Below are 19,131 nucleotides of genomic sequence, written 5' to 3'. Positions count from 1 at the left end.
GAGATTAGCTCCAGAATACCAATTTCCTTAAACAGCAAACCCAAAACGCTCGCTATTAATTTAACGGGCGTTTTTTTATTACGCTGATACGCGTACCTCACATTTGCTATACTAACGCCACTTTATTACTCAAATAACCCTCTCACGGTAACGCTATGAAATTCTCAAAGTTCGGTCAAAAATTTACCCAGCCCACTGGCATCTCACAATTGATGGATGATCTGGGCGATGCGCTAAAAAGCGATCAGCCCGTCAACATGCTGGGCGGTGGTAACCCTGCCAAAATTGATGCCGTTAATGAGCTGTTTTTGGAGACCTATAAGGCGCTGGGCGTTGATAACGACGCAGGCGTGCCCAATAGTAGCGCGATTATCAGCATGGCGAACTACTCCAATCCGCAAGGTGATGCAGGCTTTATCGATGCGTTGGTTGGCTTCTTTAACCGTCATTATGATTGGAACCTCACGGCAGAAAACATCGCCCTGACCAATGGCTCACAAAATGCGTTTTTCTATTTGTTTAATCTGTTTGGCGGTGCGTTCACTGATAATAAGAATGAATCTGTCGACAAGTCCATTCTACTGCCATTGACCCCTGAGTATATCGGCTATAGCGATGTGCATGTGGAAGGTCAGCATTTCGCAGCCGTATTGCCGCATATCGATGAAGTGACGCATGATGGCGAAGCAGGCTTCTTTAAATATCGTGTCGATTTTGACGCGTTAGAAAACTTGCCCGCGCTAAAGGAAGGTCGTATCGGGGCGATTTGCTGCTCACGCCCGACCAACCCGACTGGCAACGTGCTGACCGATGATGAGATGGCGCATTTGTCCGAGATTGCCAAACGCTATGACATACCTTTGATTATCGATAACGCCTACGGTATGCCTTTCCCGAATATCATCTACTCTGATGTCAATTTGCATTGGGATAACAATACGATTCTGTGTTTTAGCCTATCGAAAATTGGCTTACCCGGTATGCGTACGGGTATTATCATTGCCGATGCCAAAGTGATTGAGGCGGTCAGCGCGATGAATGCGGTGGTGAATCTAGCACCGACACGCTTTGGTGCAGCGATTGCCACGCCACTGGTCGCAAATGACCGTATCAAGCAGTTATCTGATAATGAGATTAAGCCGTTTTATCAAAAGCAGGCGAAACTCGCGGTGACGCTATTAAAAGACGCATTGGGCGATTATCCGCTCATGATTCACAAGCCTGAAGGCGCGATATTCTTTTGGTTATGGTTTAAAGACTTGCCGATTAGCACCCTTGAGCTGTATGAGCGTCTCAAAGAAAAAGGCACCTTGATTGTACCAAGCGAGTACTTCTTCCCCGGTGTTGACGTTAGCGATTACCAACATGCACACGAGTGTATTCGTATGAGTATTGCCGCGGATGAGCAAACACTGACGGATGGTATTAGAGTGATTGGTGAAGTAGTGCGCGAGTTGTATGATGAGAGGTAGGTTAGCTTCATAATATGACTTTGCGTGAGACCTCTATGCGTTACGAATTTGAAAATTTGAAAATCAGTAGAGAAAAAAGATACTCGCTAGGTAGAGAAACCACTACCAATAAATATTACTTATCTTTTCCAGTTAGTCCGCCAAATCATAGGTATGTTGAGTATGAAGAATATTATGAAATTTCTTTTGAACAGCTCAATGAATTTTTAAAAAACGAAGATTCATTAATAGAATTTTTGGATCAATGTAGAAGAAGAAAAATGGATAATTTAGTTCTTTTTTATCCTATAGCTCCTATTCGAGGTTATCCAAATTAGATTACCCGCTTGAAAAAAAACGGACTCATTAATAGTCCGTTTTTTTATGCTCTGAAATGATCTATTTTATTTTAAATGGACGGTTTGCTAACCTTTTAGCTAAGCGCTTTTAGTAATTCATTAGCACTTAGTTTACCAAACTCATTGGCAGCTAATGGTCCATCCCCTGAGATCAGTTTTCTGTCTTGATGAGTGCTACCGGTGGCCAGTTTATTGCTAATTGTGACGCCTAGGTCTTCAAGCTTTTCACCAAAGTACCATGGCATCGTACCAGGCAGATAGCCAATTTTTGGCATTTGCTTATCCATACCAGTGGGGAACGCTACCATCTCATAACCTTTAAAGATAAAGTCGCGCTCGGACTTATCATCCGCCTTATCAGAAGCGTTTAGGTTAGCGGACAATAAAGCGGCAGGTCCATGGCAAATCGCCAAGGTAAACAAGTCATTTTCATGGCCCCAGCGTAGCAATTCACCAAGGTTCTTGTCCTCAGGCAAGCCTAGCATCGCGCCATGACCACCTGGAATAAAAATCGCTGCATAGTCGTCGCTATCGGCCATATCATTTTTGACAAAGTCAGCGATACTTTTTGGACTCTCAAGCTTTGACTGATACTCAGCGTATAGTTGTTTAACATCGTCATCGTCTTCTGGCATCGCCCATTGCTCAACTTTGACAGACGCTCCTGTTGGCGTAAAGATATCCGTGTCAAAACCTGCTTTTTTAAAATGCAACAATGGCACCATCATCTCAACAGGGTGATTGCCGGTATCAAACTTTTTACCATTTTCCATGGTCATGTATTGCTGCTCGCTACAGACCATGAGGATTTTTTTATTTCCCATATACGGCGTATCATACTCTGTGTTGTCATAGTTGGTTTTACTTGGGGCCGCCAATTTCAAAGATGACTTGGAAGGAATATATACTCCCGCTTCGATTTCTTGTGCTTGCAACCCTAATGTTTCTTTTGCATTGTCTAGTATTCCTTGAATATTCATAGTGCTTCCTAGTTATTATTAATTATGGAAAATGGATAGCTAGTCAGGCGATATTTAAAGACAATATACTTAGGATATACGCCGATACCGCTACCCTTTTATCTTAAGATAACAAACTAAGAAAGGGTTAAATAGACAAGACTTTTTATGTTTCGTAAGCTTTGTAAAGAGAGCGTGTTTGATCTGTCAAATTACAACCGCTGCAATAACTACCTACTTAGGCAGAAGCTATTTTAGAAGTCATTTATGTTGGTATTCTTATAGGAGTATTGTTCTTGATGAACCAATGCAAAGGCATGGTATAAAAGCGACTGGTGGAAGTGTTTTGTGAACTTTGTGATTGAGCGCAAAACAAATAATTGTAAATAAAGCGAACAAATAAAAACGGACTCATTAATAGTCCGTTTTTTTATGGCGCTTGGTCAGTGAGGTAGATCTATTGGTCGGGTGAAATATAGTCGTCCACTTATTCAGCGCAAAGAGTAAATAAGGCAATAGGCACGTATTCATCAGATCGTGCAGACTGGCCTTTATGTCCACCATTTCTAACGCCAAGAGTCCTTTGGGTACGATGATATGGCGATTGTCCAGATACTCACCTGATAACGCCACGCCAGTGACCACGATCAACGCGATAAACGCTCTGATATTGTGGTTTTTGATGATAGGACGCAGCACAAACAGACAAAGTAGGTAGACACTAACGCCGACATAGATATGTAAGGCATCTTTGGCAAGGCCAGTTGTTTCAACAACATTCATTTTAAAGGCGGTAAAGTCCACTAGAGTATTCCAAATATAAGCGAGCAGAAAGTGATTGAGCGTATCATCGAACCATAATAACTAGAAATTGATAACGTAAAATGAAAATAATGAGAAATAAAAAGGCAGACTATACAAGCGATAATCTGCCTTTGGCTGCATGACATCTTTGATTTACGTTTATCGCCTATTTACACATCCCAATCCACGAAGTTCTTTAGTAGCTGTAAGCCTGCGGTATGGCTTTTTTCGGGATGGAACTGAGTCGCAAACAGATTGTCTTGGATGACACTGGCACAGAACGGTTGACCATAGTCGCATACCGCTGCGACTTGCTTGCGGTCGCTAGGGGCGCAGTAGTAGCTGTGCACAAAATAAAAATGCGCGTTGTCTTCAATACCCTGCCAAAGCGGATGGTCAAAATCCATACCGCTGATGGTATTCCAGCCCATATGCGGCACTTTTATCGTGTCGCCTTTCTTATCTTTCCACGTCGGATCAAATGCTTCTACCGTGCCATTTAGGATACCGAGGCAGTCTGTACCACCATTTTCAGCGGATTGCGTAAACAATGCCTGCATGCCCACACAGATGGCCATAACGGGCTTGTTAAAAACTGCATGGCGTATCACCTCATCAATGCCTGCCTCATGCATACCAGCGATACAATCACGCATCGCGCCAACACCAGGGAAGACAATTTTATCTGCTGCCGCGACGACTTTCGGATCATTGGTGATAGAGACATCTGCACCCACGACCGATAGTGCCTTGCCAGCTGAGTGCAGATTGCCCATGCCATAATCTAATAATGCTACTTTGGTCATCAATTGGTTCTCGTTTTTAAATATTTTGACTACTATACTATTAGCTATTATCTAGGTGTAGATAAGGTTTTGCTACAAGGAAGTCGAGCGCAGGCTGTACAACCAGTACGCCAAGCTTGACTGGCCCTTTTGAGTAATCTTGTAGAAAAGCCTTAAATGCGTCTTAGAAAGCCTCTTTGGTCGATGGCAAGGTGTTTAGCGCGCGCTCATCGTATTCACAGGCCATACGCAGCGCACGCGCAAAAGCTTTAAAGGTTGATTCGATCTGATGATGGCTGTTTTTGCCTTTGAGGTTGTCTAAATGCACCGTCATCCATGAATGATTGACGAAGCCATAAAAGAACTCACTGAATAGATCAACATCGAAGCGGCCAACGTGCGAGCGCGTAAATGGGATGTCCATGTGCAGCCCTGGACGCCCTGACAGATCAACCACAGCGCGGGTCAGTGCTTCGTCTAACGGTGCATAAAAATGTCCATAACGACGGATGCCTTTTTTGTCGCCCAACGCTTTGTTAAATGCTTGCCCAAGGGTAATACCCGTGTCTTCAACGCTATGATGGTCATCGATAAAAGTGTCACCGTTGCATTTGATATCCAAGTCAAACAAACCGTGACGCTTGATTTGATCAATCATATGATCCAAAAATGGTACGCCCGTGTCTACCACGCCTTTGCCCGTACCATCGAGGTTGACGGTACAAGTGATTTGCGTTTCGGCAGTGATGCGCTCAACGGTCGCGATGCGCTCAGGGCGACCATATAAATTTAGGTTTGTTGCTTGATTTTGCTCAGTTGCATTGGCTGTCATGGCTATTCTCTATCGGTTTTTTATCAGTGAAAAGCGGTCAATTATAAATAGGGTAAAACATCGCCCATTGCTGTTCGTTACATCGAGGCTAGCGCTGCAATCAGCGTCAGCAAAAAATGTATGAAAAAGTGATATATACAAAAGATATCAATATATTAGGGTTGATGTGTATCGCACATTATCTAGCCTCATCATAGCAAACCCTAACATTTACTGCCACGACCAAGCGCTAAACCACGTACAAAATTACGTCATTCTGCTAAAATAGTGTATTCAGTATTATCAATCATGACTGGCGCGAACGTTGACAGTCTCACCTTTATGGCACTACTCTCTATGACATGGTGCTGTCTGACCATAAAACCCCTCTGTTTATAGGAACTGCTATGCCTTTAGAAGCGATCGCTATTAATAGCTTGGATGCGCCACTTATCAAAAAACCTGCTCGCGACAATGAGCTAGCAGAACGCTTGCAGGCCTTGTACGACAGTGATGATGCGCAGCCTGATGGTGCCGAGGTATTAAATATCGTGGCGCAAGGATTCAAACGTGGACAGTACCTCTATGTTGGTATGTTCAATGATAAGCCTATCGCTGCGGTTGCCTGCTTTGATGATGGGCAGACCGATGCCAAGTGTTTGCAATATTTGACGGTACACCCCGAAAACCGCAAACGCGCCATCGATGCCAAATTCATCAAACTGGTCTATGATGCCGAAGTCAAGAAAGGTGTCCGTGAGTTTGTGCCTGCTGATGCAGATATCCACCGTATTATGAGCGAGTATGAACTACTGCGCGTAAAAGACTAAATGTAAGACTAAAACGGCGATCAAAACGGCTCATTTTGCCAATATTTGATTATTTACCGACTTTTATGAGATATAACGCAAAAACCACTTGACAGTCGTGCTCATATTTAGTTTAATAGCGCCTCAACGAAGACGGCTCGATAGCTCAGTAGGTAGAGCAACGGATTGAAAATCCGTGTGTCGGCAGTTCGATCCTGCCTCGAGCCACCATTCGTTAATAAATTCCAAAAAGCCCCAAACAGCGATGTTTGGGGCTTTTTTTATGTTTAAATTTTACCGTATTCTTTAGCATTCATTTTATTCATGCGTCGCTCTTATTCGTAGAGCCGAACACTATTCGTACAGCCGACCACGTAATAGCAAATGACAGCGCTCGCGTGAATCCAAGTCATAGATCGTTGCGCGGTAATCAATCCCGTGGCGTCCTTCAAAGAATATCACGCGATCACCCACGGCTAAGAAACAAGACGTGCGCGCATCATAGATAAAGCCATCAATCACAAACGCCAAATCACGATCTATCTCACGTACGGTATACGTCTCACCTTGCGGAATCAACTTTTCAAACCAAGCGCTATGGGCTGCCATACTCGTAAACATACTTGTCGTTAGCAGTAGTAGCGCAATCCGTATTTTTTTAGATATTAGCGAACGGATTTGCTTAGTGACACTTATTTTATTCTTTAACATGATATTTCTCATCGCTCACTTTACTCACGGTTGCATAACATTTTTGTGCTTTTTTCTACACCGCTTGGCTCAGTATACTCAGTAACTATGAATGAATAGATACCCATTATAGTACAGAGCCTAGGTGGCAGATATGAGAGAATTCGATTACGACTTGGATTATAAAAATCTTGATCTACGTGAGCATCCTGAGCTATATCGCGTCGGTCGCGGTGAGCAAGGCGTCTTACTGGTAGAGCCTTACAAGTCTGAAATCCTCCCGCATTGGCGTTTTGCTACGCCTGATATCGCCTGCGAGAGTAGTGAGACGATTTACCAGATGTTTTTAGATTACTTGGCTGACGATGACTTCGTCGGTGCAGATATGGCGCGCAAATTTATTCAAATGGGCTATACCCGCGCGCGTCGCTATGCCAATCACAAGGGCGGTAAAAAATATAAAGGGCCGGTACCTGATGATAAAAAAGGCCAAAGCGGCGCCCATGGCCGCGAAGAGTTACCACGACAAACCGAAGACCCCATCAAAGCAGAATCGGCGCGTATTTTTAAGCAAAAATGGGACGAGTGCCGTGAGAACGAAGATTATCTAAGAATGAAGAAAGAACACCGCGCGCGTTATAAAGATGTCGAGTAACTGCTAATGCTCATCACCTTGAGAATATAACAACACTAAATTGACCAGTCTTAAAATACTACTGTGCTAAGGTATAACACGGAATATCGAACATAATAAATATAATTACTTTTAATAGTGAGGAACGATGAATAAGCAACTTTTAATTTTTGACTTTGATGGAACGCTCATTGATAGCGTGCCCGATTTGGCCGATGCGACCAATGCAATGCTGACCACGCTTGGCAAAGACACCTACCCAATTGAGACGATACGCAATTGGATAGGCAATGGTTCACGAATGCTCGTAGAGCGTGCTTTGGTCGGTGATATCACTGTCCCAGAGGGCGCATTGACCCAAGCCGAAGCCGATCACGCAGAGCAAATATTTTTTGAAGCTTATAAAAACCTTAGTGGTAGTAAAACCGTTGCCTATCCAGATGTCGATAGCGGCCTTAAAAAACTTCACGCGGCTGGCTACACACTCGCTCTAGTCACCAACAAACCTATTCGTTTTGTGCCAAAAATATTAGAATCATTTGGCTGGCAGGATTTATTTAGTGAAGTGATGGGCGGTGACAGTTTACCCGTCAAAAAACCAGACCCAGCGCCTCTATTGCACGTTTGCGACGCTCTCAATGTTAGTATCGCGCAGTCAGTGATGATTGGGGATTCTAGAAACGATATGTTAGCGGGGCAAAACGCCAATATGGACACGCTTGGTCTGTCTTATGGCTATAACTATGGACAAGATATTCGCGAACTAAATCCGACCGAGGCGTTTGATAATTTTGCTGATTTAGTGGGTTGGATCATGAAAGAAAAGGTTTAATCCATATAGGCTATCAACTGGTCATAATGAGGCGCCCGAGCGCAAACGAAGATTATGCTTTGATGCGATAACTCAGCGCCTCTGATACATGGGCGCTATTAATATCAGTACTATTCGCCAGATCAGCGATGGTACGCGCCACGCGCAGCACTCGATGATATCCACGCGCGGATAAATTCAAGCGCTGCTGAGCAAGTTGCAATAGTTGCTTTTCGCTGTCGCCGAGTTTGATGTATTCATCGATTTCGCTCGGGCTTAGCTCATTATTAACTTTTCGTTGTCGTTTTAATTGATGCTGATGCGCGGCTGCTACTCGCTCGCGTACTTGTTTGGAAGTTTCACCTGCCTGCGCGCTTTGCAAGTCAGCAATGGGCAATGCTGGTACGGTAATATGCAAATCAATACGATCTAATAGTGGCCCTGACAGTTTATCTTGATAGCGTTTGATTTGCTCAGGTCGACAGCGGCAGCGACCTGAGGTATCGCCGTCATAACCACACGGGCACGGATTCATCGCTGCGACCAGTTGGAAGTTCGCTGGAAAGGTCATTTGCGAGTTGGCACGGCTAATGGTGATTTGCTTGGCTTCTAACGGCTGGCGCAATACCTCAAGCACACTGCGATCAAACTCTGGTAACTCATCAAGGAATAACACGCCTTTATTAGCAAGCGTAATCTCACCCGGTTTGGGCCGTGAGCCGCCGCCAACCAAAGCCACGGCTGATATGGTGTGATGCACTTGTCTAAAGGGACGTGTGCCGTAATCGTAATCACTGTCTGCCACTGAATACGTACTAGCTACCTCGAGCGCATCCTCATCACTGAGATCAGGCAATATCGTCGGCAAACGTGACGCCATGAGCGTCTTGCCCGACCCTGGCGGCCCTGTAAATAATAAAGAATGACCGCCAGCTGCTGCAATCTCCAGCGCGCGTCTGGCATGGTGCTGTCCTTTGACATCAGCTAAATCCACTTGATAGCCAACATGTTGCTGTGCAGAACTAGGCTGTACCACTTCCAAACATTCATAGGTTGCGTTTGGGGCAACTAGCGACTGTAAGTGACTGCAAACTGCTTTTAGGCTCTGTGCAGCCAGTACCGTCACGCCATCGACGCGACTGGCCTCCCGCCCATTATCAATCGGTACAATAAGTTGAGGTGTTTGCTTAGCTTGCTGTGAAGGATTGAGCTCACTTTGTGCTTGTTCATTTGCGTCTATCGCTTGTGATAACTTTAACGCGAGTCCTTCCGCTTTAATCGCGCGTGCCACTGCCAAACTGCCGGTTACCTGCCGAAGCTCACCGTTGAGTGCCAACTCTCCAATAAATTCAAACCCTGACAACACTTCTGGCTCAATTTGTCCGCTTGCCGCCAAGATGCCGATGGCAATCGGTAAATCTAGACGCGCGCCATCTTTGGGTAAATCAGCAGGTGCTAAGTTGATCGTTAGACGCCGATTAGGAAATTGAAACCCTGAATTAAGAATGGCAGAGCGTACCCTATCTTTACTCTCGCGTACCGCCGCTTCTGGTAAACCAACGATAGTCAGGGCAGGTAGTCCTTGTGATAGATGAACCTCGATGATAACTTTGGGTGCATGTAAACCGACGACTGAGCGGGTATAGACTTGAGCAAACGACATCAGCGTTTCCTGATATTAGAGATTAATCGATGATAAAGTATTATTTATCAACGCGCAAATGTCGTGTTTTATAGTCTATTTTATTTACTAGCATAGTTATCAAAAATTATTATATGATAAGTAGGTGCTCTTATGCCTCGTCTTAACTGACTTGATTTTTTGATTGACTCAATGCCTATTAGATAGGCTAGATACAGTAAAAAATTTTCTCAGTATGGCACGTCCAGAGTTAAAAAGAGCATTGGCAATAAAAGGATTTTATTGATCATATAAAGCTCGGTGATTGCTGTTTTCTACGGCTTTATACACACCAACTAACCATGGATGGATAAGCTTATGAGCATCGATATGCTTAATCGGCGTGTGCCTAGGCTCGCGCTACTCATAGTGGCAGTCTCTATAGGGTTATCTGGTTGTTTCGGCGACGACGATAACGATTCATTTACCTCTCAATCAACTTATTCAGCAAATATTCAACGTACCGAGTTCGGTATACCTCATATCACTGCCAAAGACTATAAAGGACTTGGCTACGGCGTGGGTTATGCCTTTGCCGAGGATAATATCTGCTCGCTGGCGCGTGAAGTCGTCGTGGCTAGCGGCCAAAGTATGCGGTATCTGGGCGACGAAGGCGACGTGGACAGCGACGTTTTTTATACGTGGTACAACTCTCCGGAGAGACGCGCTAAATTTTTGGCTGCTCAGGATCCAGAGGTCGTTGATGCGGTCACTGGTTACGCGGCTGGCTATAGCCGATACCTACGGGATAAAGGGGTTGATAACATCAATCCTGATTGTGCGGGTGCAGAATGGGTACGTGAAATCACGATTGATGATTTGCTGACCGTATATGGCAAAGCGAACTTGCGCGGTGGACTGTCTAACTTTGTCCGACCCATCGTAGCGGCCGCACCGCCTGATTCAAATGCAACGATGAACAGCAGTAGAATGCGTACCGTTGATCCAGAGCCAGTAGCCGAGTTTGATAACTCCACGATCAATGCAATGAAAGGTGGCAGCAATGCTTATGCTTTTGGCAGCGAGGTAACTGGTACAGATAGTGGCATCTTATATGGTAACCCGCATGAGCCATGGGAAGGTGTGCAGCGCTTTTACGAGTTTCATTTGACCTTACCAGGCGAGCTTGATGTGATGGGCTCCGCTCAACAAGGTCAACCCTTTATTAACATCGGTTTCAACAAGGATGTGGCTTGGAGCCATACAGTTTCGACCGCCAAACGCTTCACCCTTTACCAACTCAGTTTGGTAAATGGCAATCCTATGAAATACAACTATCAAAACAGTACAGGTGTGTTTGAGCAACGTGATATCGAAAAAGTCGATGTGACCATTCAACTGCCGAACAATCAGACATTGGTTCGTCCTATCTACTTATCACAGTATGGACCTATGCTGAATGTGAAAGCACTGAACGGTCAATTACCTAACTGGGGCGATAACAATCTCGCTTATACGATCCGTGATGCAGCTTCTGAAAACCCGCGTGCCCTGAATCAATGGCGTAGTATGAACAAAGCGCGCAGTGTGGAAGACTTGGTTGATAGAATGCAAGATACCCTTGGTCTCGGCTTCGTCAATACCATTGCCACTGATCGCTATGGTAAAGCACTATATGCCGATATCTCAACCGTACCGCATGTCACCAAACAACAGCTAGAATCTTGTAGTGCCAATGCTGGTCCATTCCTTGGCGCGTTGATTGCATCAGACTTGCCAGCACTAAACGGAGCCACAGCTGCCTGTGAATGGGGCAATGATGCTGACTCGCCGCAAGCAGGTATTTTCGGACGCTCAAATCTGCCTTTCTTAATTCGTGATGATTACGTCGCCAACTCAAATGACAGCTACTGGTTGAGCAACCCCAAGCAACCTTTAACTGGGTTTTCACCTCTCCTACGTCGTCGTCTATCGCCATTTTTAGGGCCTAATGCCGTAGATGGTGTGCCGTTGCTGATGCGTTCGCGCATGGGACTGACACAGATCTCAGATAGACTCAGCAATAAAGACCAACTTGGTGGCAACACCTTTAATTTAGATAATATGCAAGACGTTGTCTATGGCAACCGCAGCTACGTCGCCGAGCTCGTGCTCGATGATGTGTTGGCAGACTGTACAGCCAATCCTGTGATGCCACTGACCAGCGGTGGTACGATCGATGCCACTCAGGCTTGTGCAGTTTTGAGCAATTGGGATCGTCGTGATAATTTAGATAGTAAAGGCGCTCATGTATTTAGAGAATTCTGGCGCAAAGTCAATTTTACGGAAACCACGGACGATGCATTCAATGTTAAATTTGATATTAACGACCCTGTCAACACGCCTCGTGACCTCATTATCAATGACAATACCCGCAGCGCATTGGGAGATGCGATTGCCTTCTTTAATAGCAAAAATATAGCGCTTGATGCGACTTTGGCAGATCTACAATATGTCATCGATGCAGGCAATAACAATGAAAAAATCCCTATGCATGGTGGACTTGGACGCGAAGGTATATTTAACGTTGCTCAAGGTCCAGAACTAAACGAAGATGGTACTTATAAGCCAATTACCAATGGTCCTACCTATATGCAGACCGTCACCTTTGATAGTAAAGGACCCGTCGTAGAGGCGCTATTGGCTTACTCACAGGCCTCAGACAGTACACGCCCTTACCATCGTGATCAGACACGTCGTTATTCAGCTAAAGACTGGATACGCTTACCGTTTAGTCAAGCTGAAGTCAACGATCAGGCCGTTGGTAATACTCTTCAGCTAAGAGAATAGTTTTCATAGAAAAAAGCATAAATATAAAAAACCTCAGCTTAGCACTGGGGTTTTCTATATTTGCATAACAATCCTCCTTCAGCACTTAAGAACACTCACCGACCTCCCCACTGTTAATAAGGATTTGCTATACTAGCTGCTATATATTTAGCGACACCTATTGCTACTAATAGACGATTCAAACAGTTCTATTAACCAATTATAAAAATACAAAATAGACTCCAAATATGAGTCATTGATAACATAAAACCCAGCAGTGTCGAGAGTCAAAACGAGGAATACCGCATGACAGACTATTCAGAACAGAGCAATCAGCAGCCCTACAATCGTGCGGACGAGCCGCCAACTACTATGCGCCCTGTTATGCAACCCGACAACCCTTATGCCAGTACACGTGGCAGTATCACCAGTAAACAGCTACCAGCATTTGATGAGTCTATCATCAATAAGTACAATCGCTCGGGACCGCGTTATACCTCCTACCCGACGGCGTTAGAGTTTATGCCGATACCAGATAGCTTCGAGACAAGTAGTTTTGAGGCAGTCGGTCTTGAAACAAAAATCCTGCAGAATCGTGAGTCACGCGCGCCTTTATCTTTATACTTCCATATTCCGTTTTGCCGTCATCTTTGCTATTACTGCGCATGCAATAAAATCATCACCAAAAAAAATAGCGATTCTGGTGATTATCTGCAATATTTAATGGCTGAGATTGCCCTTAAACGCCGTTTGCTGTCTGTGCCAGAAGGTAGCGAAAAACCTTTAGTCAAGCAGCTACATTTGGGCGGTGGTACGCCAACATTTTTGCGTGATGAAGAGATGGTTAAACTGTGGGAATTTTTGCAGACTCAGTTTGAGTTTTTGCCAGACGATGAAGGCGACTATTCTATCGAAATCGACCCGCGTGAGCTGAGTGATAATACGCTCAAGATATTACGCAACCTCGGTTTTAATCGTATCAGTTTAGGCGTGCAAGACTTAGATGAAACGGTACAAATTGCCGTCAATCGTGTGCACTCAGCAGAGCTTATTGAGAGTGTCTTGACAGAGGCGCGCGCGCTTGGTTTTCACTCTATCAATATTGATTTGATTTATGGTTTACCGCATCAAACGCCTGCTACTTTGGACAAAACCGTACATCGTATCATCGAGATGTCACCAGATCGCCTGTCTGTCTTTAACTACGCGCATCTGCCTGAGCGTTTCAAAGCTCAACGTCAGATCAGAGACGAAGATCTGCCCAGCCCAGCGGCTAAATTGACCATGCTCGGTAATACCATCAATATGCTAACTGAAGCGGGTTATCAATATATCGGTATCGATCACTTTGCCAAACCTGATGACGAGCTGGCGATCGCCCAGCGCGAAGGCAAGTTACATCGTAACTTTCAGGGTTATACCATCATGGGTGATTGTGACTTATTGGGCTTTGGCGTCTCATCCATCAGTCAAATTGCCAACAGCAATACGCGCTATATACTGCAAAACGACACCGATCTACAGAACTACCAAGCTAAGATTGATATGGCGAAAATTAATCCTATGGTCATGCCTGCCGTGAAATATATTAAGACGTCCATCAAAGATCGCTTACGTGAATATGTCATCATGAACCTTCTTTGCCATGACTATCTTGATTTTAAAGATGTGAATCAAAAATTCGGTATCGATGCGATTACCTATTTTATTGATGAGATTCAACAGCTGGGCGAGATGCAAGCAGATAGACTGATTGATATGGATGCTGCTGGCATTCGTATCTTACCTAGGGGCCGCTTGCTTGGTCGCAATGTCGCCATGGTATTTGATGAATATTTGGAGAAGAAACATAAAAACCGTTTCTCAAAAGTTATCTGATATAACGACTTGGCAGCCAACTATTAGCCATTAAAAAGACCTCAAACGAGGTCTTTTTTTAGATATTACTGTGGATATTTACAGCTTTAATTTATCGCCAACCATGCCTTTAACAGTGCTCAAAATATCTGCTGGCAACACCACCATTTTTGAGTTGTCAGACTCTGCCAGTTGGCGAATGGACTTGATATACTGCTCGCCAAGTAAATAGACAATCGGCATCTCTTCGTCACCCATCGCCGCTGTGATAAGACGAATCGACTCCTCTGAGCCTTTAGCCAATACCACTTGCGCTTCTGCATCACGGCGTGAGGCTTCCAGACGACCATCTGCTTCCAAAATAGCCGCTTGTTTTTGACCATCGGCACGAGTAACGGTCGCACGGCGTAAACGCTCTGCGGCTGCTTGCTCTTCCATAGAGGCTTGCATGGTTTGCGAGGGATTAATGTCTTGAATCTCTACAGTTTTAAGCGTAATACCCCAATCTGCGATGTCTTCTGAAATCGCATGTTTGAGCAAGGCTTTAATCTCATCACGACTTGATAAGGCATTATCCAAATCCATTTCACCAATAATCGAGCGCAAGGAGGTTTGCACCAAATTGCGGATACCATGCTCATAATCTTCAATACCGTAGACCGCTTTATCTGGACGCAAGATGTTGATATAAGCCACGGCATTAGCGATGATAACGACGTTATCACGGGTAATGACTTCTTGTGATGGAATGTCTAATACGATGTCCTTTGTGGTAACTTTATAAGCGACTCTATCCACAAAAGGAATGATAATGCTAAAGCCAGGCTCTAGTGTTTGCTGATATTTACCTAGCCGCTGCACGACCCACTTATACCCTTGCGGAACGATACAAACGCTCTTAAAGACGGTAAAGACCACCAGTACTGCCAATACCAGCATCACGATACCGACGCCATTTAAACTACTCAAGATGCTACCCATGTGATTCTCCTTGACCCTCGCTTTATTTGCCAGCAACGTGATTTACGTCCTTTTTTTCTTAATTTAAAAATCTTTGGTACCTGATAACGTTTATTTGCTAGTACCTGTCTCTTTGAGATCGGGTTTGTGCAAGCTCAGTCTACTCGCTTTAGATTGTTTGGCAGGCATTTTGCTACTTGCAAGCACTTGACTATTAATCGTCGGAGTAATGTTTGGCCGTATGGTTTTGGGTGCTTGAAGGCGCTGCGTGGGTGCAACCACCATCTCATCGCCAACCACCTTTATGACTACCACACGATCACCTGTCTCGACATTCACGCCTGCTGTGCGACATGGCCACTCATCTGCACCCCAAATGGGCACGTTAAAACGCACCATACCTGAAATGCCTTTTTGCGGTTTGACCATGATCATGCCCGTCTCACCAATAATCAGATCGCTACTCTGCCCCGCCTTTTTGCGGTTCATTGACAGCGGCTTGATGTATTTGACCCAAGCAAACATAAACAAAACCGATAGCGTAAGCCAGATCAGTACCTGAAATAATAACGGGATAGGCAACAGCCACGCTAAAGCGGCAACGATCACGGCGGCCGCGCCAAACCAAAGACTTGCAAAAGTTGGAATAAATATCTCAGCAATCATCAAGGAGAAGCCCAACACCAACCAATGCCAAGGTTCAATCATCCAGATAGTCTCAATCATCGCTGTCTACTCCTGTATCTGCCCACCTTCCAATGTAGCACAGTTTTGCAGATAATATTATCTTAAAAATCAATTACCTATTATTATTTATGGTGTGGTATTTTGATAAAACAAGCACAATGAATGCTAAAATCGACACAAAAAAAACGACCACTTAAAGTGATCGTTTTTTTTATTTCTTTTTGAATGAATTAGAACTTAACGTGAGCGCCTAAAGTTACGCCATCAACATCGATGTCTTCAACACTAGGATACATGTTATACATAACTTCAACAGAAGCCATTGGTGTAATGTTGTATCCCAACCCTAGACCACCGGCAATGCCAGTCTCAGACTCACTTACATTGTAGCTATAAAAAGAATCTTCTTTATCTGTGTAATCTACTTCGAGTTCATTTTTTGCGATACCTAAACGGCCTTTTGCATATAGAGCAGTGTTTGGCAGGACATAATCATATGTTGCATATAGGCCGTAAACTTCGCCACTATATTCTAATTTTTCAAAACTATCATCGAATACGTCAGCATCACTTGTAGTTAGATACTCAGCTTCAACGCCAAACTCTGGCGTAAACTTGTAACCGCCATAAACGCCGTACGATAATGCTTCGTCATCCGTATCTTCTGCATCATACTGACCAATTTTAGCACCAACGTACGATTGACCAGCACCATAAGAGATAGCTGCTTGCGCACTCATTGTCATTACTGAGCCTACGATTACCGCAAGTAACGCTTTTTGTAGATTTTTCATAAAGTTTTCTCAACCTTGGATTTAATAAACAAATAATTTGTTTAATATCAAATAGTACTGAACTATTTTCTACTTGTTATTAGTAGTGGCGGTATCATACCAAATTATTTACCAAAGTAAACATATGTTGCAAAAATATTTTACAGGCATAAAAAAACGACCATATAAAATGGTCGTTTCTTCGTTTTTGACTACAATTACAGGTAAGCTATATTAGCTTAGAACTTTAAGTTAGCGCCTACAGTAAGCAGCTTAGTATCTGCATCACTATCCATCATGGCATACTCTGTTTCGACATTGAAGTTAGGATTCACTGCGTAACCAAGACCGATACCACCAGCAATACCAGTATCACTCACTGAATCGCTGCTACCATTATCAAAATCAGCTTCTAGCTCTGTTTTAGCGATACCAAGCTTACCTTTGGCATATAGTGCAGTATTTGGGAACATATAACGGTAAGTACCGTACGCGCCATAAGTTTTGGTATCATAGTCGCCAGCATTGTTGTCTAGGTCGGCATCATCTGAACCAACATATTCAACTTCCATACCAAAGTTAGGATCGAAGTTATAACCAGCATACACACCATAAGCAGTTGGATCGTCGCCACTTACATCATTGTCAAATTGACCAATTTTAGCACCAACATACGGTTGACCCGTGTAGCCGTTACCATAGTTAACAGCGGCGTTTGCACCTACAGTAAGTAAAGAACCAGTTGCTAGTGCAAGTATAGTTTTTTGTAGAGTTTTCATTATTAGCTCCTTCAAGTAAATGTGGACAAACAAGTTATTTAGTTGTATTGACCATTTGGCCCTATCGCCTTGTTTGCTAACGATGGGTACATAGTAACAAACTATTTCAGACACTCTGTCAGTGTTTAATGGTATGAGAGTTAAGATTTGAAAGCATTTGTCAGTGCTCGGGTTACAAAGGCTGATATATGAAACTTTTTGTTACACATCACGTTTTTGTGCAATAATCCCTACTCATTGTGTTCCGCGTATACTGACGAATAAAGAAAAAGGACGGTTCTGTATGTCAGCTTCTATCAACGCAAAGCTACAAACTGCGCTCTTACAACTCAAAGATAAACAGCAGTATCGCAAATTACCAGATATCGAACATCAAGGACGGTATGTAATTGTTAATGACAATACCCTATTAAATATTGCTAGCAACGATTATCTAGGTTTGGGCAGTGATGCTGAGTTGCAGCGTGAGTTTTTCGAGTTTATTCAGCAATCAATGGACTGTTTGCCCAAAATGAGTGCAACATCATCGCGTCTGTTAACTGGTAACGATACACAGCTACAGGCGTTAGAGTATGGGCTACAAGCTTGGTATGAAACCGCAGCTGGAATAAATCAAACCGCGACGAAATCTGCGTTGGTATTAAATAGTGGCTACCACGCCAATATCGGGATTTTACCTGCATTGACTGCACTATCAGTGAAGACGGTTATTTTGGCAGACAAGTTGATACACGTCAGTATGATTGATGGTATCAGGCTAAGCGAAAGTAAACGGTGTCTGTATCGCCGCTATCGACATAATGATTATGCGCATTTGGCTGCTATGCTTATGCAGGTTGAAGAGGACGTGGAGCGTATCATCATCGTCACCGAAAGTATTTTTAGCATGGACGGGGATCGCGCTGACCTACCCGCATTAGTTGAGCTAAAAGCCACTGACAGTCGTATTGAGCTGTATGTCGACGAAGCCCATGCTGTCGGTGTACTGGGAACTCAAGGATTAGGGCTAGCCGAAGAAACAAATACGCTCACTGAGATTGACTACCTAGTGGGTACGTTTGGTAAAGCGTTTGCTTCCGTTGGCGCTTATATAATATGTGATGAGGTGGTCAAATCATGGCTCATCAATCAGATGCGTCCGCTGATTTTTAGTACCGCATTGCCACCAATCAATCATGCATGGACACGGTTTATTTTGGCAAAAATGCCGCAGCTACAGACGCGGCGACAGCATTTGGCGCAGATTTCATTACAGCTGAGCCAAGCCATTAGCCCTGAATATCGTGTAGCATCAGCAGCAAAAGATCCTATTTACGAGTCACCCATTGTGCCTTATATTTTGGGTGACAACGCTCGTACGATGGCAAAAGCGAAACAGCTCCAAGCCGCTGGATTTTATGCCTTACCCATTAGGCCACCGACCGTCCCTGCCAATACATCACGTATTCGCTTGGTACTCAACGCAGCCATTACCCATGCTGAGTGCGAGCGCCTGATCATGCAATTATCTATATGACGACAGCAGTTTTTGAT

General features: G+C 44.1%; 18 protein-coding genes and 1 tRNA gene. 9 read left to right on the top strand and 10 right to left on the bottom strand.

Going from position 1 to position 19,131, the window contains the following annotated elements; genetic code table 11:
- The first annotated feature begins 155 nt into the window (after nt 1–155).
- Together ACHUET_RS12660 and ACHUET_RS12655 are read left to right on the top strand one after the other, a co-directional pair.
- Nucleotides 156–1,472 (top strand): valine--pyruvate transaminase, encoded by a 1,317-nt coding sequence (locus ACHUET_RS12660; protein ID WP_394213273.1) that lies wholly within the window; start codon nt 156–158, stop codon nt 1,470–1,472.
- A 35-nt stretch (nt 1,473–1,507) separates the two neighbouring features.
- Entirely contained in the window at nt 1,508–1,789 is a 282-nt protein-coding gene (locus ACHUET_RS12655) for a hypothetical protein (protein ID WP_394213272.1), read from the top strand.
- Between the two features lie 95 nt (nt 1,790–1,884).
- On the opposite strand, the gene hchA is transcribed toward ACHUET_RS12655, so the two are convergent.
- The 4 genes from hchA to hisB all read right to left on the bottom strand — a co-directional run bounded on the left by hchA (nt 1,885) and on the right by hisB (nt 5,190).
- Complete coding sequence (gene hchA / locus ACHUET_RS12650) at nt 1,885–2,790, bottom strand: glyoxalase III HchA (RefSeq protein ID WP_394213270.1); 906 nt, start codon at nt 2,788–2,790, stop codon at nt 1,885–1,887.
- A 393-nt stretch (nt 2,791–3,183) separates the two neighbouring features.
- Complete coding sequence (locus tag ACHUET_RS12645) at nt 3,184–3,573, bottom strand: hypothetical protein (protein ID WP_394213269.1); 390 nt, start codon at nt 3,571–3,573, stop codon at nt 3,184–3,186.
- 170 nt (nt 3,574–3,743) lie between these two features.
- Nucleotides 3,744–4,379: an imidazole glycerol phosphate synthase subunit HisH gene (hisH, locus tag ACHUET_RS12640; protein WP_394213267.1), complete on the bottom strand. Its 636-nt coding sequence runs from the start codon at nt 4,377–4,379 to the stop codon at nt 3,744–3,746.
- Nucleotides 4,380–4,542: 163 nt separating this feature from the next.
- Nucleotides 4,543–5,190, bottom strand: a complete 648-nt coding sequence (gene hisB / locus ACHUET_RS12635) for an imidazoleglycerol-phosphate dehydratase HisB (RefSeq protein ID WP_394213265.1) — start codon at nt 5,188–5,190, stop codon at nt 4,543–4,545.
- 386 nt (nt 5,191–5,576) lie between these two features.
- Between hisB and ACHUET_RS12630 the strand changes: the two genes are divergently transcribed.
- Both ACHUET_RS12630 and ACHUET_RS12625 read left to right on the top strand, forming a co-directional pair.
- Nucleotides 5,577–5,999, top strand: a complete 423-nt coding sequence (locus ACHUET_RS12630) for a hypothetical protein (RefSeq protein WP_394213264.1) — start codon at nt 5,577–5,579, stop codon at nt 5,997–5,999.
- Nucleotides 6,000–6,133: 134 nt separating this feature from the next.
- Nucleotides 6,134–6,209 (top strand) — tRNA-Phe (locus ACHUET_RS12625).
- A 123-nt stretch (nt 6,210–6,332) separates the two neighbouring features.
- Here ACHUET_RS12625 and ACHUET_RS12620 read toward each other — a convergent pair.
- Nucleotides 6,333–6,689, bottom strand: coding sequence for a hypothetical protein (locus ACHUET_RS12620; RefSeq protein ID WP_394213263.1), 357 nt, complete (start codon nt 6,687–6,689; stop codon nt 6,333–6,335).
- Nucleotides 6,690–6,822: 133 nt separating this feature from the next.
- Here ACHUET_RS12620 and ACHUET_RS12615 point away from each other — a divergent pair, with 133 nt between their 5' ends.
- Together ACHUET_RS12615 and ACHUET_RS12610 are read left to right on the top strand one after the other, a co-directional pair.
- Nucleotides 6,823–7,323, top strand: a complete 501-nt coding sequence (locus tag ACHUET_RS12615) for a DUF4385 domain-containing protein (protein WP_394213261.1) — start codon at nt 6,823–6,825, stop codon at nt 7,321–7,323.
- 127 nt (nt 7,324–7,450) lie between these two features.
- Nucleotides 7,451–8,134, top strand: coding sequence for a phosphoglycolate phosphatase (locus tag ACHUET_RS12610; protein WP_394213260.1), 684 nt, complete (start codon nt 7,451–7,453; stop codon nt 8,132–8,134).
- Nucleotides 8,135–8,186: 52 nt separating this feature from the next.
- Here the strand turns inward: ACHUET_RS12610 and ACHUET_RS12605 are convergent, their stop codons facing one another.
- Nucleotides 8,187–9,776, bottom strand: a complete 1,590-nt coding sequence (locus ACHUET_RS12605; protein WP_394213258.1) for a YifB family Mg chelatase-like AAA ATPase — start codon at nt 9,774–9,776, stop codon at nt 8,187–8,189.
- 336 nt (nt 9,777–10,112) lie between these two features.
- Here ACHUET_RS12605 and ACHUET_RS12600 point away from each other — a divergent pair, with 336 nt between their 5' ends.
- Entirely contained in the window at nt 10,113–12,563 is a 2,451-nt protein-coding gene (locus ACHUET_RS12600) for a penicillin acylase family protein (RefSeq protein WP_394213257.1), read from the top strand.
- Nucleotides 12,564–12,926: 363 nt separating this feature from the next.
- A complete protein-coding gene (gene hemN, locus ACHUET_RS12595; RefSeq protein ID WP_394213308.1) occupies nt 12,927–14,420 on the top strand; it encodes an oxygen-independent coproporphyrinogen III oxidase in 1,494 nt (497 codons plus the stop codon).
- Between the two features lie 78 nt (nt 14,421–14,498).
- Here the strand turns inward: hemN and ACHUET_RS12590 are convergent, their stop codons facing one another.
- From ACHUET_RS12590 to ACHUET_RS12575, 4 genes are all read right to left on the bottom strand, one after another.
- The gene (locus ACHUET_RS12590) at nt 14,499–15,380 is read right to left on the bottom strand and encodes an SPFH domain-containing protein (RefSeq protein WP_394213255.1); all 882 of its coding nucleotides are present in this window, start codon (nt 15,378–15,380) and stop codon (nt 14,499–14,501) included.
- A 90-nt stretch (nt 15,381–15,470) separates the two neighbouring features.
- Complete coding sequence (locus tag ACHUET_RS12585) at nt 15,471–16,085, bottom strand: NfeD family protein (RefSeq protein ID WP_394213253.1); 615 nt, start codon at nt 16,083–16,085, stop codon at nt 15,471–15,473.
- 191 nt (nt 16,086–16,276) lie between these two features.
- Nucleotides 16,277–16,840 (bottom strand): porin family protein, encoded by a 564-nt coding sequence (locus ACHUET_RS12580; RefSeq protein WP_394213251.1) that lies wholly within the window; start codon nt 16,838–16,840, stop codon nt 16,277–16,279.
- A gap of 218 nt (nt 16,841–17,058) precedes the next feature.
- On the bottom strand, nt 17,059–17,598 hold the full coding sequence (locus tag ACHUET_RS12575) for a porin family protein (protein ID WP_075107264.1): 540 nt from the start codon (nt 17,596–17,598) through the stop codon (nt 17,059–17,061).
- A 283-nt stretch (nt 17,599–17,881) separates the two neighbouring features.
- Here ACHUET_RS12575 and ACHUET_RS12570 point away from each other — a divergent pair, with 283 nt between their 5' ends.
- Entirely contained in the window at nt 17,882–19,114 is a 1,233-nt protein-coding gene (locus tag ACHUET_RS12570; protein WP_394213249.1) for an 8-amino-7-oxononanoate synthase, read from the top strand.
- Nucleotides 19,115–19,131: the final 17 nt, after the last annotated feature.

This window comes from Psychrobacter piscatorii, assembly GCF_043641605.1.
Classification (GTDB): domain Bacteria; phylum Pseudomonadota; class Gammaproteobacteria; order Pseudomonadales; family Moraxellaceae; genus Psychrobacter; species Psychrobacter piscatorii_C.
The sequence above is the reverse complement of the archived record's forward strand: the minus strand, read 5'-3'. Positions and strand labels throughout refer to the sequence as shown.

Excerpts from the sequence above, each read along its gene's own strand:
- ACHUET_RS12620 (WP_394213263.1), bottom strand. The coding sequence starts at position 6,689 with ATGTTAAAGAATAAAATAAGTGTCACTAAGCAAATCCGTTCGCTAATA.
- ACHUET_RS12575 (WP_075107264.1), bottom strand. The coding sequence starts at position 17,598 with ATGAAAACTCTACAAAAAACTATACTTGCACTAGCAACTGGTTCTTTA.
- ACHUET_RS12610 (WP_394213260.1), top strand. The coding sequence starts at position 7,451 with ATGAATAAGCAACTTTTAATTTTTGACTTTGATGGAACGCTCATTGAT.
- ACHUET_RS12655 (WP_394213272.1), top strand. The coding sequence starts at position 1,508 with ATGCGTTACGAATTTGAAAATTTGAAAATCAGTAGAGAAAAAAGATAC.
- ACHUET_RS12605 (WP_394213258.1), bottom strand. The coding sequence starts at position 9,776 with ATGTCGTTTGCTCAAGTCTATACCCGCTCAGTCGTCGGTTTACATGCA.
- ACHUET_RS12615 (WP_394213261.1), top strand. The coding sequence starts at position 6,823 with ATGAGAGAATTCGATTACGACTTGGATTATAAAAATCTTGATCTACGT.
- ACHUET_RS12660 (WP_394213273.1), top strand. The coding sequence starts at position 156 with ATGAAATTCTCAAAGTTCGGTCAAAAATTTACCCAGCCCACTGGCATC.
- ACHUET_RS12570 (WP_394213249.1), top strand. The coding sequence starts at position 17,882 with ATGTCAGCTTCTATCAACGCAAAGCTACAAACTGCGCTCTTACAACTC.
- hisB (WP_394213265.1), bottom strand. The coding sequence starts at position 5,190 with ATGACAGCCAATGCAACTGAGCAAAATCAAGCAACAAACCTAAATTTA.
- ACHUET_RS12630 (WP_394213264.1), top strand. The coding sequence starts at position 5,577 with ATGCCTTTAGAAGCGATCGCTATTAATAGCTTGGATGCGCCACTTATC.
- ACHUET_RS12580 (WP_394213251.1), bottom strand. The coding sequence starts at position 16,840 with ATGAAAAATCTACAAAAAGCGTTACTTGCGGTAATCGTAGGCTCAGTA.
- ACHUET_RS12585 (WP_394213253.1), bottom strand. The coding sequence starts at position 16,085 with ATGATTGAGACTATCTGGATGATTGAACCTTGGCATTGGTTGGTGTTG.
- ACHUET_RS12600 (WP_394213257.1), top strand. The coding sequence starts at position 10,113 with ATGAGCATCGATATGCTTAATCGGCGTGTGCCTAGGCTCGCGCTACTC.
- hisH (WP_394213267.1), bottom strand. The coding sequence starts at position 4,379 with ATGACCAAAGTAGCATTATTAGATTATGGCATGGGCAATCTGCACTCA.
- ACHUET_RS12590 (WP_394213255.1), bottom strand. The coding sequence starts at position 15,380 with ATGGGTAGCATCTTGAGTAGTTTAAATGGCGTCGGTATCGTGATGCTG.
- hemN (WP_394213308.1), top strand. The coding sequence starts at position 12,927 with ATGCAACCCGACAACCCTTATGCCAGTACACGTGGCAGTATCACCAGT.
- hchA (WP_394213270.1), bottom strand. The coding sequence starts at position 2,790 with ATGAATATTCAAGGAATACTAGACAATGCAAAAGAAACATTAGGGTTG.